This window comes from Pseudomonas sp. TE3552 (assembly GCF_056278945.1).
Genome location: NZ_JBWBQJ010000001.1, coordinates 318,188 through 337,844, shown reverse-complemented (window position 1 = coordinate 337,844; position 19,657 = coordinate 318,188). Strand labels below are relative to the sequence as shown.

13 protein-coding genes and 2 pseudogenes are annotated in these 19,657 nt (G+C 59.7%); 12 read left to right on the top strand and 3 right to left on the bottom strand.

The window, feature by feature from the left end; translation table 11 throughout:
• Nucleotides 1-290 precede the first annotated feature (290 nt).
• The 8 genes and pseudogenes from ACZ9BB_RS01455 (at nucleotide 291) to ACZ9BB_RS01420 (ending at nucleotide 8,421) form a co-directional block, all read left to right on the top strand.
• The gene (locus tag ACZ9BB_RS01455; protein ID WP_476212235.1) at nucleotides 291-1,205 is read left to right on the top strand and encodes a glutamate/aspartate ABC transporter substrate-binding protein; all 915 of its coding nucleotides are present in this window, start codon (nucleotides 291-293) and stop codon (nucleotides 1,203-1,205) included.
• A gap of 190 nt (nucleotides 1,206-1,395) precedes the next feature.
• Nucleotides 1,396-2,144 (top strand): annotated as a pseudogene (locus ACZ9BB_RS01450) (amino acid ABC transporter permease).
• Nucleotides 2,144-2,815, top strand: coding sequence for an amino acid ABC transporter permease (locus tag ACZ9BB_RS01445; RefSeq protein ID WP_476212234.1), 672 nt, complete (start codon nucleotides 2,144-2,146; stop codon nucleotides 2,813-2,815). Before ACZ9BB_RS01450 ends, ACZ9BB_RS01445 begins: the two are co-directional and overlap by 1 nt.
• Entirely contained in the window at nucleotides 2,812-3,546 is a 735-nt protein-coding gene (locus ACZ9BB_RS01440; RefSeq protein ID WP_476212233.1) for an amino acid ABC transporter ATP-binding protein, read from the top strand. The genes ACZ9BB_RS01445 and ACZ9BB_RS01440 overlap by 4 nt, the downstream gene beginning before the upstream one ends.
• 238 nt (nucleotides 3,547-3,784) lie before the next feature.
• The gene (gene aauS, locus ACZ9BB_RS01435; RefSeq protein ID WP_476212232.1) at nucleotides 3,785-5,686 is read left to right on the top strand and encodes a two-component sensor histidine kinase AauS; all 1,902 of its coding nucleotides are present in this window, start codon (nucleotides 3,785-3,787) and stop codon (nucleotides 5,684-5,686) included.
• Nucleotides 5,683-7,011, top strand: a complete 1,329-nt coding sequence (gene aauR, locus ACZ9BB_RS01430; RefSeq protein ID WP_476212231.1) for a two-component response regulator AauR — start codon at nucleotides 5,683-5,685, stop codon at nucleotides 7,009-7,011. The genes aauS and aauR overlap by 4 nt, the downstream gene beginning before the upstream one ends.
• A gap of 8 nt (nucleotides 7,012-7,019) precedes the next feature.
• On the top strand, nucleotides 7,020-7,349 hold the full coding sequence (locus ACZ9BB_RS01425) for a GlpM family protein (RefSeq protein WP_476212230.1): 330 nt from the start codon (nucleotides 7,020-7,022) through the stop codon (nucleotides 7,347-7,349).
• Nucleotides 7,350-8,064: 715 nt separating this feature from the next.
• Nucleotides 8,065-8,421 (top strand): DUF6124 family protein, encoded by a 357-nt coding sequence (locus tag ACZ9BB_RS01420; RefSeq protein WP_476212229.1) that lies wholly within the window; start codon nucleotides 8,065-8,067, stop codon nucleotides 8,419-8,421.
• A gap of 178 nt (nucleotides 8,422-8,599) precedes the next feature.
• Here ACZ9BB_RS01420 and ACZ9BB_RS01415 read toward each other — a convergent pair whose 3' ends face one another.
• On the bottom strand, nucleotides 8,600-9,634 hold the full coding sequence (locus ACZ9BB_RS01415; protein WP_476212228.1) for an alpha/beta fold hydrolase: 1,035 nt from the start codon (nucleotides 9,632-9,634) through the stop codon (nucleotides 8,600-8,602).
• 252 nt (nucleotides 9,635-9,886) lie between these two features.
• On the opposite strand from ACZ9BB_RS01415, the gene ACZ9BB_RS01410 reads away from it, so the two are divergent.
• Together ACZ9BB_RS01410 and ACZ9BB_RS01405 are read left to right on the top strand one after the other, a co-directional pair.
• A complete protein-coding gene (locus tag ACZ9BB_RS01410; RefSeq protein ID WP_476212227.1) occupies nucleotides 9,887-14,356 on the top strand; it encodes a dermonecrotic toxin domain-containing protein in 4,470 nt (1,489 codons plus the stop codon).
• Between the two features lie 73 nt (nucleotides 14,357-14,429).
• On the top strand, nucleotides 14,430-15,461 hold the full coding sequence (locus ACZ9BB_RS01405) for a hypothetical protein (RefSeq protein ID WP_476212226.1): 1,032 nt from the start codon (nucleotides 14,430-14,432) through the stop codon (nucleotides 15,459-15,461).
• 41 nt (nucleotides 15,462-15,502) lie between these two features.
• Here the strand turns inward: ACZ9BB_RS01405 and metE are convergent, their stop codons facing one another.
• Nucleotides 15,503-17,815, bottom strand: coding sequence for a 5-methyltetrahydropteroyltriglutamate--homocysteine S-methyltransferase (gene metE, locus ACZ9BB_RS01400; RefSeq protein ID WP_476212225.1), 2,313 nt, complete (start codon nucleotides 17,813-17,815; stop codon nucleotides 15,503-15,505).
• A 121-nt stretch (nucleotides 17,816-17,936) separates the two neighbouring features.
• On the opposite strand from metE, the gene metR reads away from it, so the two are divergent.
• Nucleotides 17,937-18,854, top strand: coding sequence for a transcriptional regulator MetR (metR, locus tag ACZ9BB_RS01395; protein ID WP_007898547.1), 918 nt, complete (start codon nucleotides 17,937-17,939; stop codon nucleotides 18,852-18,854).
• Nucleotides 18,855-18,897: 43 nt separating this feature from the next.
• Nucleotides 18,898-18,994 (top strand): annotated as a pseudogene (locus ACZ9BB_RS01390) (DUF6124 family protein); the annotation flags it as partial.
• A gap of 147 nt (nucleotides 18,995-19,141) precedes the next feature.
• Here ACZ9BB_RS01390 and ACZ9BB_RS01385 read toward each other — a convergent pair.
• Nucleotides 19,142-19,657 (bottom strand): N-acetyltransferase family protein, encoded by a 516-nt coding sequence (locus ACZ9BB_RS01385; protein WP_476218168.1) that lies wholly within the window; start codon nucleotides 19,655-19,657, stop codon nucleotides 19,142-19,144.

Below are 19,657 nucleotides of genomic sequence, written 5' to 3'. Positions count from 1 at the left end.
GCCCCCACAGGGGATAGGTGCAAGACGAGAGATTGCATTCGGTTTTCCGAACGCGACCCATCGGTCAATTCGGTTAACCGGATTCCCCATCCCGAAAAACCACGCCATAAATATTTAATATCATTATAAATCAATAAGTTGACCAGATCAGCCTGGCCTGGCACGAGTCATGCTCTACACTCTTGGACGAATGCCTGTTGCGCCAACACTTCAGGAGCCCTTGGGCATTCGAAGCACCAAAAAGGGCCGAAGAACTGGCTCCATATAAAAACAATGTCGAGGAAAATTTGATGCGCATCGTTCCCCATATCCTGGGCGCAGCCATTGCTGCCGCTCTGATTAGCACTCCAGTTTTCGCCGCCGAACTCACCGGCACACTGAAGAAGATCAAAGAGTCCGGCACCATCACCCTCGGGCATCGTGACGCTTCCATTCCGTTTTCCTACATCGCGGACGCCTCCGGCAAACCGGTTGGCTACTCCCACGATATCCAGTTGAAAATCGTCGAAGCCATCAAGAAAGACCTGGACATGCCCAACCTCCAGGTCAAATACAACCTGGTGACCTCGCAAACCCGTATCCCGCTGGTGCAGAACGGCACCGTGGACGTCGAGTGCGGCTCCACCACCAACAACGTCGAGCGTCAGCAACAAGTTGACTTCTCCGTCGGCATCTTCGAAATCGGCACCAAGCTGCTGGCCAAGAAAGACTCCCCATACAAAGACTTCGCCGACCTCAAAGGCAAGAACGTCGTGACCACCGCCGGTACCACGTCCGAGCGCATCCTCAAGTCGATGAACGCCGACAAGCAGATGGGCATGAACGTGATCTCCGCCAAGGACCACGGCGAGTCCTTCCAGATGCTGGAAACCGGCCGTGCCGTTGCTTTCATGATGGACGACGCCTTGCTGGCCGGTGAAATGGCCAAGGCCAAGAAGCCGGATGACTGGAACGTGACCGGTACACCACAATCCTTCGAAATCTACGGCTGCATGGTCCGCAAGGGCGACGCGCCGTTCAAGAAAGCTGTCGACGACGCCATCATCGCGACCTACAAGTCCGGCGAGATCAACAAGATCTACGAAAAATGGTTCATGCAGCCAATCCCGCCTAAAGGCCTGAACCTGATGTTCCCGATGAGCAACGAGCTCAAGGCCCTGATCGCCAATCCGACCGACAAAGCGGCTGACGAAAAGAAATCCTGATTCCTGACTAACCTTATCCCCTGAGAGAGCCTTTGCCCTTTCAGGGGTTGTCACTCCCTGCTGGCATTTCTGGAAACACTCGAACCGGTGGCTGTCGAGCCGTTCGTGTGTGCCTGACCATTAGAGTCGGGCGGGAACGGAGTCCCCAGGCGGGCATTTGTACATCGATCGAATCCGAGGGGAGACCCTAATGAATTACAACTGGGACTGGGGCGTGTTCTTCAAGTCCACCGGCGTGGGCAGCGAAATTTATTTCGACTGGTACCTCTCCGGTTTGGGCTGGACCATCGCCATCGCCGTCGCGGCCTGGATCATCGCCCTGCTGCTGGGCTCGATTCTGGGCGTCATGCGCACGGTGCCGAATCGCATCGTATCGGGCATCGCGACCTGCTACGTCGAACTCTTCCGTAACGTGCCGCTGCTGGTTCAGCTGTTCATCTGGTACTTCCTGGTACCCGACCTGCTGCCGCAAAACCTGCAAGACTGGTACAAGCAGGACCTGAACCCGACCACCTCGGCCTTCCTCAGCGTCGTCGTGTGCCTGGGCCTGTTCACCACGGCTCGCGTTTGTGAACAAGTGCGCACCGGTATCCAGGCGCTGCCCCGCGGCCAGGAATCCGCTGCTCGCGCCATGGGGGTTTCAAGCTGCCGCAGATCTACTGGAACGTGCTGCTGCCCCAGGCTTACCGCATCATCATTCCACCGCTTACCTCGGAATTCCTGAACGTGTTCAAGAACTCCTCCGTCGCATCGCTGATCGGCCTGATGGAGCTGCTCGCGCAGACCAAACAGACCGCCGAGTTCTCCGCCAACCTGTTCGAAGCCTTCACTTTGGCCACGCTGATCTACTTCACCCTGAACATGAGCCTGATGTTGCTGATGCGCGCGGTCGAGAAGAAAGTCGCCGTACCGGGCCTGATTTCCGTAGGGGGTAAATGATGGAATTCGACTTCTCGGGCATCATTCCGTCCCTGCCGGGTATGTGGAACGGCATGGTCATGACCCTCAAGCTGATGGCCCTGGGCGTGAGCGGCGGGATCATTCTCGGCACGATCCTGGCACTGATGCGCCTGTCCCACAGCAAACTGCTGTCGAACATTGCCGGCGCCTACGTCAACTACTTCCGTTCGATCCCACTGCTGCTGGTCATCACCTGGTTCTACCTGGCGGTGCCATTCGTATTACGCTGGATCACCGGCGAAGACACGCCGATCGGCGCGTTCGCCTCGTGCATCGTGGCCTTCATGATGTTCGAAGCCGCGTACTTCTGCGAAATCGTCCGGGCTGGCGTGCAGTCGATACCCAAGGGCCAGATGGGCGCTGCCCAGGCATTGGGCATGGAATATGGCCAGATGATGCGGCTGATCATCCTGCCGCAAGCGTTTCGCAAGATGACCCCGCTGCTGCTGCAACAGAGCATCATCCTGTTCCAGGACACCTCGCTGGTGTATGCGGTCGGTCTGGTGGACTTCCTCAATGCCTCGCGTGCCAGTGGCGACATCATCGGCCGCTCCAATGAGTTCCTGATCTTCGCAGGTCTCACGTACTTCACAATCAGCTTTGCCGCCTCGCTGCTGGTCAAGCGTCTGCAAAAAAGGTTTGCCGTATGATCTCTATCAAGAATGTCAACAAGTGGTATGGCGACTTCCAGGTACTGACTGACTGCAGCACCGAGGTCAAAAAAGGCGAAGTGATTGTGGTGTGCGGGCCGTCCGGCTCCGGCAAATCCACCCTGATCAAATGCGTCAACGCCCTGGAACCGTTCCAGAAAGGCGACGTGATCGTCGATGGCACGTCCATCGCCGACCCGAAGACCAACCTGCCGAAACTGCGTTCGCGCGTTGGCATGGTGTTCCAGCATTTCGAACTGTTCCCGCACCTGAGCATCATGGACAACCTGACCATCGCACAGGTCAAGGTGTTGGGTCGCAGCAAGGAAGAGGCATCCAAGAAAGCCCTGCAACTGCTCGAACGCGTCGGCCTCTCCGCCCACGCCAAAAAGCATCCGGGCCAACTCTCCGGTGGTCAGCAACAGCGTGTGGCGATTGCCCGTGCGCTGGCGATGGACCCGATCGTGATGCTGTTCGACGAACCGACCTCGGCACTGGACCCGGAAATGGTCAACGAAGTACTCGATGTGATGGTGCAACTGGCCCACGAAGGCATGACCATGATGTGCGTGACCCACGAAATGGGCTTTGCGCGCAAAGTGGCCGATCGGGTGATCTTCATGGACCAGGGCAAGATCATCGAAGACTGCAAGAAAGAGGAGTTCTTCGGCGACATCAACGCCCGCTCCGACCGCGCGCAGCATTTCCTCGAGAAAATCCTGCAGCACTAAGAAGGAAGACACCGCTCCCCCAATTGTGGGAGCGGGCTTTTGTGGCGAGGGGGCTTGCCCCCGTTGGGTCGCGAAGCGGCCCCAATATCTGGATTCGGGTTGTATCTGACAAGCCGAGTATTCAGGTATTGGGACTGCTACGCAGTCCAACGGGGGCAAGCCCCCTCGCCACACAGCAACTCCCACGGGGCCCGTGGGGATATGGATATTGTGTTGTGGTTGACCCAAGGCATCTGTGATGAAATGCGACTCCACTCTCTATCGCGCCGCGCCGCCATCACTCGCCGTGAAACCCCGTTTGATTCGCCATCTGTTCCTGCCGCCGCTGATCGTCGCCCTGATGATCGGCTTGGGTTACATCGGCTTCTGGGTCAGTGAACACTACGGAATTCGCAGCCTCAGCGAGAACGGCCAGCGTCAGCTGGAACTGCACGCCCGCGCCGTCGAGAGCGAGATCAGCAAGTACACCTACCTGCCCAGCCTGCTGGAACTCGAGTCCAGTGTTTCGAAGCTGTTGGCCGACCCGTCACCGGAACTCCGGCAGACGGTCAACGAATACCTTGAAGGCCTGAACCGGCGCAGCCGCAGTCGGGCCATTTATGTGATGGACACCACCGGTCGCGTCCTGGCCACCAGCAACTGGCGCGATGTCGACAGTTACCTGGGTGAAGACCTGTCCTTCCGCGCCTATTTCCAGAACGCCGTGCGCGGTCAGCCGGGGCGCTTCTATGGCATCGGCAGCACCAGTGGCGAACCCGGTTATTACCTGGCTCATGGCCTAGAAGAGCACGGCAAGATCATCGGCGTCGCGGTGGTCAAGGTTCGCCTCGAAGCCATGGAAGAACGCTGGCAGCGCGCGCGCCTGGAAGCCTTCGTCAGCGACGAAAACGGCATCATCATTCTTTCCAGCGATCCGGCGCGGCGGCTCAAATCGGTGGTGCCGTTGACCGACGAAACCAAGGAAAAACTGGCCCGCAGCCTGCAGTACTACTGGTTTCCGCTGAATGAACTGCAACCGCTGGCGCGGGAGAAACTGGCCGAAGGCGAAGAGAAACTGACCTTCCCCGCCAATAGCGAACTGGAGTCCGATGAAGAGAACATCAGCTACCTCTCGCAAACCCGGCCGCTGAGCGATACACCATGGAATTTCACCCTGCTCACGCCCCTGCAAGACCTGCGGCGTGAAGCAATCAACCAGGGGATTCTGGTGGCGGTGGCGTTTGCCCTGGTGGCGTTTCTGCTGATCGCCTGGAACGAGCGACGCAAAGTGATCGCCACTCGCCTTGCAGCGCGAGAAGCCCTGCAGGAAGCCAACAATCAACTGGAGCGTCGGATTGCCGAACGCACCACCGACCTGCGCGCCAGCAACGAACGGCTCAAGGGTCAGATCCGCGAACGCCGACAGGCCGAAGAGACGTTGCGCCGCGCCCAGGATGAACTAGTCCAGGCTGGCAAACTGGCAGCCATCGGCCAGATGTCCACCAGCATTGCCCACGAATTGAACCAGCCGCTGGCTGCATTGCGAACCTTGTCCGGCAATACCGTGCGCTTTCTGGAACGCGGTCAGCTGGATGTGGCCAGCACCAACCTCAAGACCATCAACGAACTGATCGACCGCATGGGCCGGATTACCGCCAGCCTGCGTTCCTTCGCCCGGCGCGGCGATGACAAGGGCCAGGCCAGCCTCGGCAAAGCCGTGGACGCCGCCCTGCAACTGCTGGGCAGTCGTATGGAAAACGTGCATCTGCAATTGCATCGCGACTTCACCGACGTGCAGGTGCAGATCGACCAGACCCGCCTGGAGCAAATTCTGGTCAACCTGATCGGCAACGCGCTTGACGCCATGCAGTCGCAGCCCCAACCGGCGTTGTGGCTCGAAGGCGAGGAGTTCGACCGCAAGTATCGCCTGCGGGTGCGCGACAATGGCCACGGTATCGATGCCGAAGCGCGCAAGCATCTGTTCGAACCGTTCTTCACCACCAAACCCGGCGAACAGGGCCTGGGCCTCGGCCTGACCCTGTCGGCGAGCCTGGCCGCCGCCACTGGCGGGCATCTGGGTGTCGAACACCCGGCCAGCGGTGGCACCACCTTCGTCCTCAGTTTACCGTTGGTAAGCCCCACTCCCGCCGAGCCAATATGAACAACGACCTTAGTGTGTTGATCGTCGAAGACGACCCCCATGTACTGCTCGGTTGCCAACAGGCGCTGACCCTGGAAGACATTCCCTGCGTGGGCGTCGGCAGCGCCGAAGAAGCGCTGGAGCGAGTCGGCGATAACTTCGCCGGCATTGTCATCAGTGACATCCGCTTGCCCGGCATCGATGGCCTGGAACTGCTGACCCGGCTCAAGGCCCGCGATCGCAGCCTGCCGGTGGTGCTGATTACCGGCCACGGCGACATCTCGATGGCCGTCGGCGCGATGCAGAAAGGCGCCTACGACTTCATGGAGAAACCCTTCTCCCCGGAACGCCTGGTGGACGTGGCCCGCCGCGCGCTGGAGCAACGCAGCCTGGCGCGGGAAGTCTCTTCGTTACGTCGTCAACTTTTCGAACGTGACTCCCTCGAAGGCCGGATCATCGGTCGCTCGCCTGCCATGCAGCACCTGCGAGAACTGATCGCCAACGTCGCCGATACTTCGGCCAACGTGCTGATCGAAGGCGAGACCGGCACCGGCAAGGAACTGGTCGCGCGCTGCCTGCACGACTTCAGCCGCCGGCACACCAAACAATTCGTCGCGCTGAACTGCGGTGGCCTGCCAGAGAACCTGTTCGAAAGCGAGATCTTTGGCCACGAGGCCAACGCCTTCACCGGCGCCGGCAAACGACGGATCGGCAAGATCGAACATGCCCACGGCGGCACGTTGTTCCTCGACGAAGTGGAAAGCATGCCCCTGCCATTGCAGATCAAACTGCTGCGGGTGTTGCAGGAGCGCACCCTCGAACGCCTCGGTTCGAACCAGAGCGTCGAGGTGGATTGCCGGGTGATCGCCGCGACCAAGTCCGATCTGGATCAATCGAGCAAGGCTGGCGAGTTTCGCAGCGACCTGTATTACCGCCTGAACGTGGTGACCCTGGAACTGCCGCCGCTGCGCGAACGCCGCGAAGACATCCTGCAACTGTTCGAACACTTTTTGCAGCAGTCATCCCTGCGCTTCGACCGTGCCGTGCCGGAGCTGGACAACCAGACCCTGTCGACGCTGATGAGCCACGACTGGCCGGGCAACGTGCGTGAATTGCGCAACGTTGCCGAACGCTTCGCCCTCGGCCTGCCGGCCTTCAAAAAAACCGGCGCCAGCGGCAGCAACCAGGGCCTGGCCTTCGCCGAAGCAGTTGAAGCCTTCGAACGCAACCTGCTCAGCGACGCCCTGCAGCGCAGCGGCGGCAACCTGACCCAGGCCAGCCTGGAACTGGGAATGGCCAAGACCACGCTGTTCGACAAAGTGAAAAAATACGGGCTGAGCCACTGATGGACCTGATGTTCAAAGCAACCCTGGGCGCGGCGGTGGTGGTGATTCTCGCCATGCTGGCCAAGACCAAAAACTATTACATCGCAGGGCTGGTGCCGCTGTTTCCGACCTTTGCGCTGATCGCCCATTACATCGTCGGCAAGGGCCGCTCGCTGGATGATTTGAAGACCACCATCGTGTTCGGCATGTGGTCGATCATTCCGTACTTCGTCTACCTGGCGACCTTGTATGTGATGGTCGACCGGATGCGACTGGAGGCTTCGCTGGCGGTGGCGGCGGTAGCGTGGTTGATGGCGGCGACGCTGCTGGTCAGCGTGTGGGTGCGCCTGCACGGCTGACCATTGTTCCTGGGGATGCCCCCTTCCTCTGTGGCGAGGGAGCTTGCTCCCGCTCGGGTGCGAAGCAGCCGCAAAACCAGCCTGCGCGGTGTACCTGACGCAAAAGAGGTGACTCTAATTGGGGCTGCTTCGCAGCCCAGCGGGAGCAAGCTCCCTCGCCACAAAAGTGCTGTGCGACTGAGATCAGCTCACCGTTCCGCCCCTGGCTTCACTCATGATCTGGCGAATCGCGCCAACAAACGCCTATTCCCCTTGTGTGAGCGAGCCTGCTCGCGAAGGCGTCATGTCAGTTGATATCTGCATTGGCTGATTACACCGCCTTCGCGAGCAGGCTCGCTCCCACAGTGGATTTCGGGTGTTTGGGAGGGCGTGTTTAGTTCTGTTTAACGTTACTTCCTGAAAGCTACAGCGCCTTGCGCCGTCGCCTACAACCACGTCAGAATCCGCCGGCTTGTGCGTCTGGAGGCCCGTCGGTAACTTGGTTCCTGTCACTGATTCCCAGTGATCGGGTTTAGTAGCCCGGATTACCCCTCAAGACGGTTGCACAAGCGTCATTTAGTCAGGTTTTCACCTGCACTTGATGGTGGCTGTGCGCATGGCACCCTCGGGTGCGCCGGGTTTGAGGGTGTTACCGGTCTACTAACTTGCGCACAGCTACCACCCCTACCGTTTAGTAGCGAGAGAGGTTGTAGCTCTACTAAAGGTATATCCCTCAATGTTCAAGATCACTCCAAACCCACCGGAAACCGACGACGTTTCCCCATACGAAACCCCTGGCTCCAAAAAGCTCAACGAAGCCGCCGACCGCGCCCTCGATTACTACCTCAAACCGGTCATTCCCAAAGACACCCCACGCAAACCCAGCACCCTTTACCTCGTCGCCCCCGACGCCGATAACGAAACCCTGCTGGTCAACGCCTGCGAATCGCTGGCGGCGGCGAGCGTGATGTTGAGTGATTTCGCGGGGCAGTTGAACGGCCCGCAACGCAACACCGTACTCGGCATCCAGAACTCGGTCATGCTGGGTGAACTGGCGGTGAACCGGATGCTGGATAACTTCGTTCCAACGTAAACCAGCCTCCGTTTTTGTGGCGAGGGGGCTTGCCCCCGTTCGGCTGCGCAGCAGTCGTAAATCGGCTTGCGCGGTTTTTCAGGAGATCCGCGCTGACCGGTCATGGGACTGCTTCGCAGCCCAACGGGGGCAAGCCCCCTCGCCACAAGAGCCCGCTCCCACAGTTTGGATTTGGGTGTTACAGAAGATTGTGTTCGGCCACTGGATCAATCTGCGCCCAATGCGAGGTGTCTTCGCGATGGGCCTGCAAATACGGCAACACCGCCGCCAGTAACGGCGCCTTGAATGCCTCCTGAAAACGATGCGCCAGCCCCGGAATCAGCTTCAATTGGCTGCCACGGATGTGCGCCGCCAGGTGCACACCATGCATCACCGGCAACAACGGATCGGCGGTGCCGTGAACCACCAGCGTCGGCACCCGCAATTGATTGAGCAGCGCCACCCGGCTCTGTTCGGCGAGGATCGCCATGATCTGGCGCTTAACGCCTTCAGGGTTAAACGCCCGGTCATAAGACAGCGCCGCTTGATGCAGCAACGCCTGCCGATCATCAGTGACCGAGGGACTGCCCAACGCCGCCAGCAAATCGGCCTGTTGCTCCAGCGCCACTTGGCGATTCGGCGCACCGCGTCGCGCGAGTAACTGCACCAGCGCCGCACTCGGCGCCGGCAAGCCTTCGGCACCCGAACTGGTCATCAGCAAGGTCAGGCTCTCGACACGCTGCGGTGCCATGGCCGCCATATGCTGAGCGATCATCCCGCCCATGCTGGCGCCCAATACGTGGAATTGCTCGACGTGCAAGGCATCCATCAACCCAAACGCATCGTCTGCCATGTCGGTCAGGGTATACGGCGCCGATACCGGCAAGCCGAGTTTGTAGCGCAGCACTTCGAATGTCAGGTTGGCGTCGACAGGCGTCTGCCGCCAAGTCGAGAGGCCCACATCGCGATTGTCATAGCGGATTACCCGAAACCCCTGCTGACACAGCGCAACCACCACCTCATCCGGCCAGTGAATCAACTGCCCGCCCAGGCCCATCACCAGCAACAACGCAGGGTCCGAGGCACGGCCAATGCTCTGGTAGGCCAGGCTCACCTGCGCCAGATCGACCCGCTCGGTCGGAACATTGACATCGCACCGCGAAGCCGCCAGGGACGACAGGCTGAACAATAAAGCGGCCAGAAAAGTGGCCGCCGATAACAATAAAGCACGCATGAAAAACACCGAAACGCAGAACTCCAGTAGAGCGCGAGTCTGATGAAGTTTGTTCAAGCGCGCTGCCACAGTTACGTGACAGTTTGATGAAGATTGCCGAGCGGTCATCGCGACAGTTCGATTGCATGAGGTGCGTTCGATCACATCCGCCTCTGATGCGATAACTATTTACCGCCACCGTCCCCGAGAACTTTCCTTAAATGGCTCGCAAATGGAGTGGAACCGCCGCTCCTCACACCGAGCCATGTTGTTATGACCGATAGACTTCTTTTCGACCTCCCCAACCCGGCGCCGATCCTCATCCCTACCCCATCCGCGCTGCCGCCTCTCTACGACGAAAGCCTGTTTCTGCATGCTTCGGCACGCTGGCGCGAAAGCAGCGAGGGCTTGCGCGAGCTTCTTGCCGCCAGTCCGGGAATGCGTGAGACGCTCACTCAACTGTTGAAACAGAAACTCGATCTGGCCGGGCAACAAGCTGGCTTGCTCTTCGTCGCCACACAGGAGCATCCGGAACGGTTTGTCAGCTTCACCGATGCCTGCGCCTTCGTCCTGCAACACCCGACACTGGAGACGACGCTCGATGAGCGCTGTCAAGTGACCGGTCTGAATCAGACTCATCCCCTGTCGAACCTGACTCCATTGCAAATACTCGAGCGACTCAAGACACTCACCCCTGAACAGTCGCACCGCGAGCGCTGGGCAACCTACTGGGACACGCGCGCCCCCGGCACTGCGGTATCGCGCAAAAAACGGGCAATACAACTTTACCGTCAGCATTTCGAAGCGAGCCTTCAACTGGCATTCGCCCAGAGAACCCTGACGGCGGAACAGCTCAAACCCCTGTTGTTGATCATTGATCCGCCCCTCGGTGCTCTGACGCTGGACGGCCAGCCTGTCCATACCGAGCAATTGGCCCTGGTATTGAGTAACCTCGGCAGAGTCGAACTCCCAGGCGCATGGGTCATCACCACAGGCGAGGCGGCCAGCGGCAGTCAATGGCTGTATCTGCCTTGCCGGCCCGTCGCAATTCAACTTTTCAGTCAACGCAGCGACATGGAGGCATGGCTTCTCCGACAGGCACTCGTCCCGCCCGGCTTGCCCACCGATAACGTTCGCTTTGAATACACCGCCAAAACCGACCCCATGGGCGTGGGCGCAAGCGACCTGTTTGCGGCCTGCCAGCCGGCTCAGGTCAGCGCGTTACGCCACGGAACCCGCGACAAGCCCGGGTTGGCCGAGCACGGTGCGCAATCCCTCACCCTGGCTGACCAGGTTGACCAAGAGCGCGGCAAGACTGCCATTCTCGCCTCCCCCCCCAAGCTGGAAACCGCCGATGGCGACACTGTGACCGGTGAACAGCCACTGTTTGGCAGCCTATATGCGGATATCCCCTTGTCACTGCGCCGGGCCGCGCTGAACAAGCAGCGCGATGCGCTCGAAATATTGGTGGCAGAGGTAGGAGATGGCCAGGGCCTGCAACCGTTCAAGGACTCGCTCAAAGCGTTGGAAATCGCCGAAGAAGCCGCAGACAAGGCCGCCTCTGCGTTGCTTAATCGATCGCGCCCACTGGATGTGGTCACGTTCCAGCAGGCGTTCACCGCCCTGCACAGCGCCCATAAGGCCGGACTGCACGCAGAAGCCAGGCTCCAACTGGCGCTTAAACAACTCAGTGACGAGGAGTGCAGCCTGCTCAAGGCCTTGCTGGACACTCCCGACAATCCAGGTCCGGACCCGGTCGCGGCCAGCCTGACCCTATCGATGACCGAGCAGAGCGGTGACAAAACCACGGTCACCGCCCAGGAACTCAACGGCGCATTTATCGTCACCCGAGCGGATGCGCTGGCCGATGCCAATTCGCCGCACAGCGTGCTGCTCTACTGGTCTGGCACCGGCGGTGGTCTGCAACGATTCGCCAACCGTCGTGAGCTTGAACGCCAGGTATTGCAGATTCATCAGCAGGACAATGCACTGACGTTGCATCTGAATAAAATTCCTGGCGACGCGCTGACGTACGGGCTGAATCAACTGACCAGCGACTTCGAAGAACAGGCCGGCGCGCTGCGCCAGCGTCACGCCGAGCCGGCCAAGGCCGCGCAGCGTGCCGAACAACTGGAGATCTTGCGCAAACACACCCGCGCCACGTTGCAGGTTCCGGTGCATGCCGCCAGGAACCTTGCTTTCGCCCACCTGCAAGAGCAAGACCTCAGCAATATCCTCGCCTCCAACCTGCCAAATTGGCTCAGTGCACTGATCGAGGCTGACCGTACCAGGCTCAAGCGACTGATCGAGGCGTACATCACGGCGATGCAACGTAGCCACGAACTGATAACAGTCGCCCTGGAACCCCGTGACGACTTCACCCGCAAACACTTGCACGCCCGTCTGCGCAAGGATTTCGCGATCAAGGGCCGTTTCGACGTGAAGCTCGACTTGCCCGATTCGGTGAAATGGGCAAAGCATCTCGATCCCGCTCCCGGAGCGCCAGGAACCCCGCAAAAACTCGTGCTGATTCCAAGTGTGACGCGTAGCAGGATGTCTCTCGAGGACCTGGCCCAACACAATATAGACAACACACCGTCGATGAACCTGGAACCCCTTTCCCTGCGATTGAGCTTCATGCAGGTGGAGGTTACTGCGGCGAATAAGACAGAAGCCCAGGCCCTGAAAAGCGGCATCACCCGTGACTATCTGATGAGGGTCCTGCCGGAGCTCGACCTGCCCAAGGCATACGAAACGCTGATCCGCGACGCGTTCACGGGGGCGGCCACCGAGTCCGTCTTCAGCAAAGAGCATCGCCGCGAGAGCCTGATCGAGCCCTGGGCGCTGATGCTCAAATTGCAGGGTGAGACCGCCCGCCTGCAAAAGCAGATCGACCAAAACGACTTGCAAGTCCTGCACATCGCCATCGACGCCGACAACCCCGAAGCCTGGCGCACCGATGGCAAGCGCATCGTATTGCTGCCGGCCCACTTGAGCGTGGGTGGCAAGGACACCCCCAATGAAGGCCCCGTGACTTTGTCTGGCGTGAACTTCATCGAGGAACAGGTCAGCGGGGTCACCCTGCTATACCTGCCCGACAGCCCCGATGGCCAATTCCTGCGCCGTTACGACAGCCTGGAAACCGCTCGCAAAGCCCTGTTCAACCTGTGTCTGCATGACAAATGGGTCGGCTACCTGGCTGGCCGGGCCTTACAGGGCGACGTACGAGCCCACGAAATCCGCATCAAGCAGAGCATGCTTAAACACTTCGACGCGTTGATCGGAGTCGGCTTGCGTTGGCCGGCGACCACCTCGTTGGCCGCCCACCTGGTCAATGCTCATATGGGTCGCCTGATCGAAACTCATCGCGGCACCTCCCGCGCCAACGACGCGCTGTACATGGAGCGTTACGCACTGAAAGGCCCGCGTGCCTTCAACTACATAAAAATGGCTTTTGGACTGGTGCCTTTCGTCGGGACCGCTATCTCACTCTACGATGTCTGGATCGCCGCGAACCAGGCGGTGGCGGCCTTTTTACGCGCAGACGTGGGTGACGGCCTGGCGGAGGTCGAATCGGTGCTGTTGTCGCTGATCGACGCGGCCATGGATTTGCTTCCCGGTGAAGTTGCAGCCTCGGCGCTTTCCCGGACAGCCCGCTCCATCACGCGCGCGCGCCAGCTTCATAAGTTGGGCACAACGGCGGCCGCGATACAGGTGCCCTCGATGCGTCAGGCCCGGCATGTGGCCGAACGCTTCGCCGGTTACGAGTATGAGCAGGCAATTTCCCTATCGGGACTCCAGCCGGCGACCCAGGGGACCTATCGCAATATCTACCGCCATGCCGAGGGTGATTTTATCGTGCGCCAGGGACGGATTTTCCAGGTCGAGCGCAGCAAGGACTCACGCAACTGGCGCTTGAGCGGCAATAGTCAAAAAACCTACAAACAGCCCATCGCGCTCGATGAAGCAGGCCACTGGGATACTTATTTCGGCGTTTATGGCGTTACGTTCGAAGGCGGGGGGCTCGGTGGCGGCAACATGCTCGGGCACCTGGCGGATACGCTTGATCCGGTATGGCCTCAGGCTGTGCGCGAACGGTTGCCTCGCTGGTGGAGCGACCACGCTTATCGTCGCCATCATGCATTGACCGTAGAGGCCGACAGACTCGCCCTGCAATTCGATACCCAGGTAAAGCGCACCAAAGCCGCCCTGCAAGCCTACAACGCCAATCCAGAGCGTCCCAAGGCGCTGATGCGCGAAGCTGAGACAGCCTGCATCGCCGATATCGAGTTGGCCAAACAGCACTACCAGACGTTGGCAGATCTGCTTCCACTCAGCCACGGCAACAAAAAGCGCGCGCTTGTGCAAATCCAAAGCGATGACGCGGCGTTACTGACCGACAGGTACAAGCAACAATTGTTCTTTGCCAATCATCGAACCGATCCCCTGCTGAACAGCATCGATGCGCTGATAGAGAGTCTGGACACATTGCCTGCTACAGCGCTCTCCGAGCGGCTGCGGGTGCTGGGGGATATCCGGAAGCTGCGGCTGGAAACGATTAAAGAACTCGACACCATCAAAGCCCAAATGCGGGACCTTAACTATTGGTACGAGAAAATTACCGTCAAGGCACACAAAGCCCAACTGACCCAGGAAGTCACAATGTTGAACGGGCGTCTCAGCGAGGCAAATCTCCTTTACTTGAGAACCGGTAACTTGCTGGAAATGGTTGACACGCTATGACACCGCCAACGATGTGTCCTGGTTCTGGCTCCAAAGCCAGGCGCAAGTGAAAAGAGCCCAAGTCGACCGCGCCTTGTTCACCCAATTCAGTCTGCCGGAAGTCAACGTTACCAAGGCTCAGCGTAACCAGATCCTTCAAGAGTGCATCGAGTACTACAGTCAATTTCGTCGGGATATGAATGCCTGGACTGCCAGCTATCCTCAGCATTTTCATCTGGATGACGTGCCGTCATTGATGGACGGCATCGCGAAAATGGCCGAGAGAGCGCGCAAGGCTCTTGATTTGCCTGCACCGACTATTCCAGGGAGCAGCAACAAAAGAGTGTTCACCACTGAAGGCGACCAATTGTTGATCGGGGTGGAGCGCTGGGAAACGACTAAACAAAAGCGGCAATACATCCTGACGGGACGAAGTGGGCACATGGAAATCTGGGAACAAGGGAGCAACGGCAAATTCCGCCTCTTGAACCCACAGCCACAGCCATCTCACTCCATTCGCAGAGAACTTGAACCGTTAGTGGCAGATGCCCGCCACCGATTGCAATCACAAGAAACCTACCAGGCCAGGGTTCAAGCCTACGCGGATCAAGACATGCTCCCGGTGGACCTCGAGCACATGTTGGTCAGTGAGGCGAATGAACTCACACGCCGCGCTCTTGGCATCGAGGACATTGCCCCAGGCAATGCCCTTGTCCAGCAGCTACGCGACAAGGCCACCGAATTGATTGCCATCGGTCGCGCACTGCGAACCCGTCAGTCGCTGCTGATTAAAAAACCAACCGATGGCATGCTCGACGACCTCGTCACGCACCACGTGGTAGATATCCGTAAAACCAGCCCGATCAAAAACCTGGGCAAACGCTCGAATGGTCGAATTGACTATATGCAGGAATACGAAGTCTGGGACTTGACGCAAACACCAGCGAAAGTGCTGTGGTACGCCCACTTCCATTACTACAAGGCCGCACCTGCATTCGGCGCATTCGAGAAAGCCCACTTGAAGTTACCGGAACATCGGTTTCTCACCCACGCGGACAACGCCGACCTGCCTTACGCCGATATCGGCAAACAATCTGCCGCGCTGCCACACTTCGAAAACCTCTGATGAGAAAAAGGAGCGGGATTACCCCGCTCCTTCCTGGCGCTTCACGCCAGCTGGCTACGCAACTGCCGTGCTGCCGCGACCATGTTTACCAGCGCTGCTTCGGTTTCCGGCCAGGCGCGGGTTTTCAAACCGCAATCGGGGTTGACCCACAAGCGCTCGGCCGGAATCCGCTTCACGGCTTTGCTCATCAACTTGACCATCTCGGCCGTGTCCGGCACCCGTGGCGAGTGGATGTCGTAGACGCCCGGGCCGATGTCGTTGGGGTAGTCGAACGCTTCGAAGGCCTCCAGCAATTCCATGTCCGAACGCGAGGTTTCGATGGTGATCACGTCGGCGTCCATGGCGGCGATGGACTCGATTACGTCGTTGAATTCGCTGTAGCACATGTGGGTGTGAATCTGGGTTTCGTCGCGCACACCTGATGCACTCAGGCGGAAGGCTTGCACCGCCCAGTCGAGGTATTCCTGCCATTGCGCCCGGCGTAGCGGCAACCCTTCACGGAACGCGGCTTCGTCGATCTGCACGATTTTGATGCCGGCGTTTTCCAGGTCCACCACTTCATCGCGCAAGGCCAGGGCCAGTTGCTGCGCCTGAATTTTGCGCGAGACGTCTTCGCGCGGGAACGACCACATCAGCATGGTCACGGGACCGGTGAGCATGCCTTTCATGACCTTGTCTGTCAGGCTCTGGGCGTAGGTGATCCAGTCGACGGTCATCGGCTTCGGACGGCTCAGATCGCCGTAAATAATCGCCGGTTTGACGCAGCGCGAACCGTAGCTCTGGACCCAGCCGAACCGAGTGAACAGGTAGCCGTCCAGTTGCTCGGCGAAGTACTCGACCATGTCGTTGCGCTCGGCTTCACCGTGCACCAGAACATCCAGGCCCAGGCGCTCCTGGATTTGCACGGCATGGCGGATTTCGCTGTGCATGGCATCGGTGTAATCGTTGGCTGAAAGCTTGCCTTGCTTGAAGGCCTGGCGCGCCAGACGGATCGAAGCGGTTTGCGGGAAAGAGCCGATGGTGGTGGTCGGGAACGCCGGCAGTTTCAACCGTGCCTGCTGCTGTGCGATGCGTTTGGCAAACGGCGAGTGGCGTTGGCTGTCCGCCGCGCCGATGGCGTTGATGCGGGCCTGAACGTCCGCTTTGTGGATACGCGGCGACTGGGCACGGCTGGCCTGGATACCACGGCTTTGCGCCAGGGCGGCTTGCACCTTCGGCGCCTGCGGATCATTCAGGGCATCACGCAGCACGGCGATTTCGCCGCACTTCTGCACGGCAAACGCCAGCCAGCTTTTCAGTTCGGGATCGAGTTTGTCTTCACGCGCAAGATCCACCGGGCTGTGCAACAGCGAGCAGGAACTGCTGACCCACAAGTTATCGCCGAAGCGCTCCTGGGCCGGTTGCAGTTGGGCCAGGGCTTGCTCCAGTTCGCAACGCCAGACGTTGCGGCCATTGACCAGGCCCACCGAGAGAATCTTGTAGGTCGGCAGACGATCCAGTACCTGGCCGAGTTGCTCCGGCGCGCGCACCGCGTCGATGTGCAAGCCTTGCACAGGCAGGCCGACAGCCAGCCCGAGGTTGTCTTCCAGACCACTGAAGTAGGTCGCCACGAGTTTTTTCAGCGGCGAATACTGGAGGATGTGATAGGCACGCTCGAAGGCGTTTTTCCAGGCTTGTGGCAGGTCGAGGGTCAGGATCGGTTCGTCGATCTGCACCCACTCCACGCCTTGGGCTGCGAGGCGACCAAGGATTTCGCCGTAGATCGGCAGCAGGCGCTCCAGCAGGTCGAGCTTGTCGAAGTCATTGCCTTTGGCCTTGCCCAGCCACAGATAAGTCAACGGGCCGATGATCACCGGTTTGACGTTGTGGCCCAGGGCTTTGGCTTCGTCAACTTCGTCGAACAGCTGTTCCCAGCTCAGTTTGAACTGTTGATCAGCGGTGAATTCCGGGACCAGGTAATGGTAGTTGGTGTCGAACCATTTGGTCAGTTCCTGGGCGTATTGCGCCTGGGTATGTTCGCCGCCGCAGCAGGCTGCGGTAGCGCCACGGGCCATGGCGAACAGGGTGTCGAGGGTCGGCAGGCCGCGTTCATCCTTGGCGCTGTCGAAACGCTCGGGGATCACGCCGAAGGTCAGGGAGTGAGTCAGCACCTGGTCGTACCAGGCGAAGTCGCCCACGGGCAGCAGGTCGATGCCGGCATCTTTCTGCAATTGCCAGTGGATGGCGCGCAGTTGGCGGCCGACGCTGTTCAGCGCGTCCTGATCGAGGTCGCCCTTCCAGTAGGCTTCGAGGGCTTTTTTCAGTTCGCGGTCAGCGCCGATGCGCGGAAAACCAAGTGTGTGGGCCAAGGCCATGGTGAGAGTTCTCTCTATATAAGGACGTTATAAAACATGGTGCTATTGTCGACAGCCCACCCAACATGAGACAAACTCAACCTTTTCGTGTTGATCACAAGTTTTTCTCATGGAGCCCCCGGTGCTTGAAATCCGTCACCTGAAAACCCTGCACGCCTTGCGCGAAGCCGACAGCCTGGTGGATGCGGCCGACCGCCTGCACCTGACCCAGTCGGCGCTGTCCCACCAGTTCAAGGAGCTGGAAGAGCGCATGGGCATGCCGCTGTTCGTGCGCAAGACCAAACCGGTGCGCTTCACCAGTGCCGGCTTACGCCTGCTGCAACTGGCCGACGCCACCCTGCCGCTGCTACGCGGCGCCGAGCGTGACATTGCGCGGCTGGCCGGCGGCACTGCGGGGCGTTTGCACATGGCGATCGAGTGCCACAGTTGCTTTCAGTGGCTGATGCCCACCATCGACCAGTTCCGCGATGCCTGGCCGGAAGTCGAGCTGGACCTGGCCTCGGGCTTCTCCTTCGCCCCGCTGCCGGCGCTGGCCCGAGGCGACCTGGACCTGGTGGTGACCTCCGACCCGCTGGAACTGGTCGGGATCACTTATGTGCCGCTGTTCACCTATGAAGCCATGCTCGCGGTGGCTAACCAGCACCGCCTGGCGAGCAAGCCATACATCGTGCCCGAAGATTTGCTCACCGAAACCTTGATCACCTACCCGGTGGAGCGTGATCGGCTGGACATCTTCACCCGATTCCTGGAACCGGCCGACATCGAACCGGCCCAGGTCCGCACCTCGGAATTGACGGTGATGATGATGCAACTGGTGGCCAGCGGTCGTGGCGTCTGTGGCATGCCTCATTGGGCGCTGCATGAATACAGTTCACGGGGCTATGTGAAGGCCAAGCGACTGGGCGAGAAAGGCTTGTTCGCGACGCTGTATGCCGGCATTCGCGCCGACATGCTGGATGCGCCCTACATGCGCGACTTTTTGCTGACGGCCAAGGACACGTCGTTTTCGACGCTGGATGGGGTTAGTGCCGTTCGCTGAAACCCTGTCGACGCCGATCAAAGTTGGAGAGTGTTTTCTCGGACCTCATCGCAACACCCTGCCGGGCATTCAACAGGTGGTGATGCTTGGTGAGTTGGCGGTGAATCGAGTGCTGGGGTAACCCCGATCCACAAAACTAGCGATGAACCTGTGGCGAGGGAGCTTGCTCCCGCTCGGCTGCGAAGCAGTCGTAAACCGGTGTATGAGGAGTGTCTGAAAACATGCGATTGCAGGTTTTGGGGCCGCTTCGCAGCCCAGCGGGAGCAAGCTCCCTCGCCACAAGAAACCTACGCTTCAAGTTTTGGGGTGATCTCGCGCCACATGTGGATTTTGTCGAAGTAGTCCTCGCCGACCCGCACCGCCAGCGGCTCCAGGCCGAACTGCACGAAACCGCAGCGCTGATACAGCCTGAATGCCGATTCGTTACCGGCGGTGACGGTCAACTGGATCAGCTTCAGGCCCTGGTGGGCCTGTGCTTCATCCAATGCGGCCTGAACCAGTTGATAACCGAGCCCGCGCTGCCGCACCTCGCCGGTCACGTACATGCCGAACAGCGTCGCTTTGTGCCGGGCCTTTTCCCGGGACTCGAAGGCTAAACCGACGATGCCCGCCAGTTTCCCCTCCTCGAACGCCCCAAACACCCGGTCCAGCTTGCCGGTCAGGCGCGACTCCCACCAACTGAGCGGCATCACCGCGCGCTCGCGCACGCTGGAGGTGAACGCCTGGGGATGTGAGTCATAGGCTTCAAGCATCAGCGCCCGGTAATCCAGGGCATGGCTGGCATCAAGCCGTTGAATCCACAT

What these genes read in the sequence shown, in the direction of transcription:
- ACZ9BB_RS01455 (WP_476212235.1), top strand. Translation starts at nt 291, where the DNA reads ATGCGCATCGTTCCCCATATCCTGGGCGCAGCCATTGCTGCCGCTCTG.
- metE (WP_476212225.1), bottom strand. Translation starts at nt 17,815, where the DNA reads ATGGCCTTGGCCCACACACTTGGTTTTCCGCGCATCGGCGCTGACCGC.
- ACZ9BB_RS01445 (WP_476212234.1), top strand. Translation starts at nt 2,144, where the DNA reads ATGGAATTCGACTTCTCGGGCATCATTCCGTCCCTGCCGGGTATGTGG.
- aauS (WP_476212232.1), top strand. Translation starts at nt 3,785, where the DNA reads ATGAAATGCGACTCCACTCTCTATCGCGCCGCGCCGCCATCACTCGCC.
- ACZ9BB_RS01415 (WP_476212228.1), bottom strand. Translation starts at nt 9,634, where the DNA reads ATGCGTGCTTTATTGTTATCGGCGGCCACTTTTCTGGCCGCTTTATTG.
- ACZ9BB_RS01440 (WP_476212233.1), top strand. Translation starts at nt 2,812, where the DNA reads ATGATCTCTATCAAGAATGTCAACAAGTGGTATGGCGACTTCCAGGTA.
- ACZ9BB_RS01425 (WP_476212230.1), top strand. Translation starts at nt 7,020, where the DNA reads ATGTTCAAAGCAACCCTGGGCGCGGCGGTGGTGGTGATTCTCGCCATG.
- ACZ9BB_RS01385 (WP_476218168.1), bottom strand. Translation starts at nt 19,657, where the DNA reads ATGTGGATTCAACGGCTTGATGCCAGCCATGCCCTGGATTACCGGGCG.
- ACZ9BB_RS01410 (WP_476212227.1), top strand. Translation starts at nt 9,887, where the DNA reads ATGACCGATAGACTTCTTTTCGACCTCCCCAACCCGGCGCCGATCCTC.
- aauR (WP_476212231.1), top strand. Translation starts at nt 5,683, where the DNA reads ATGAACAACGACCTTAGTGTGTTGATCGTCGAAGACGACCCCCATGTA.
- ACZ9BB_RS01420 (WP_476212229.1), top strand. Translation starts at nt 8,065, where the DNA reads ATGTTCAAGATCACTCCAAACCCACCGGAAACCGACGACGTTTCCCCA.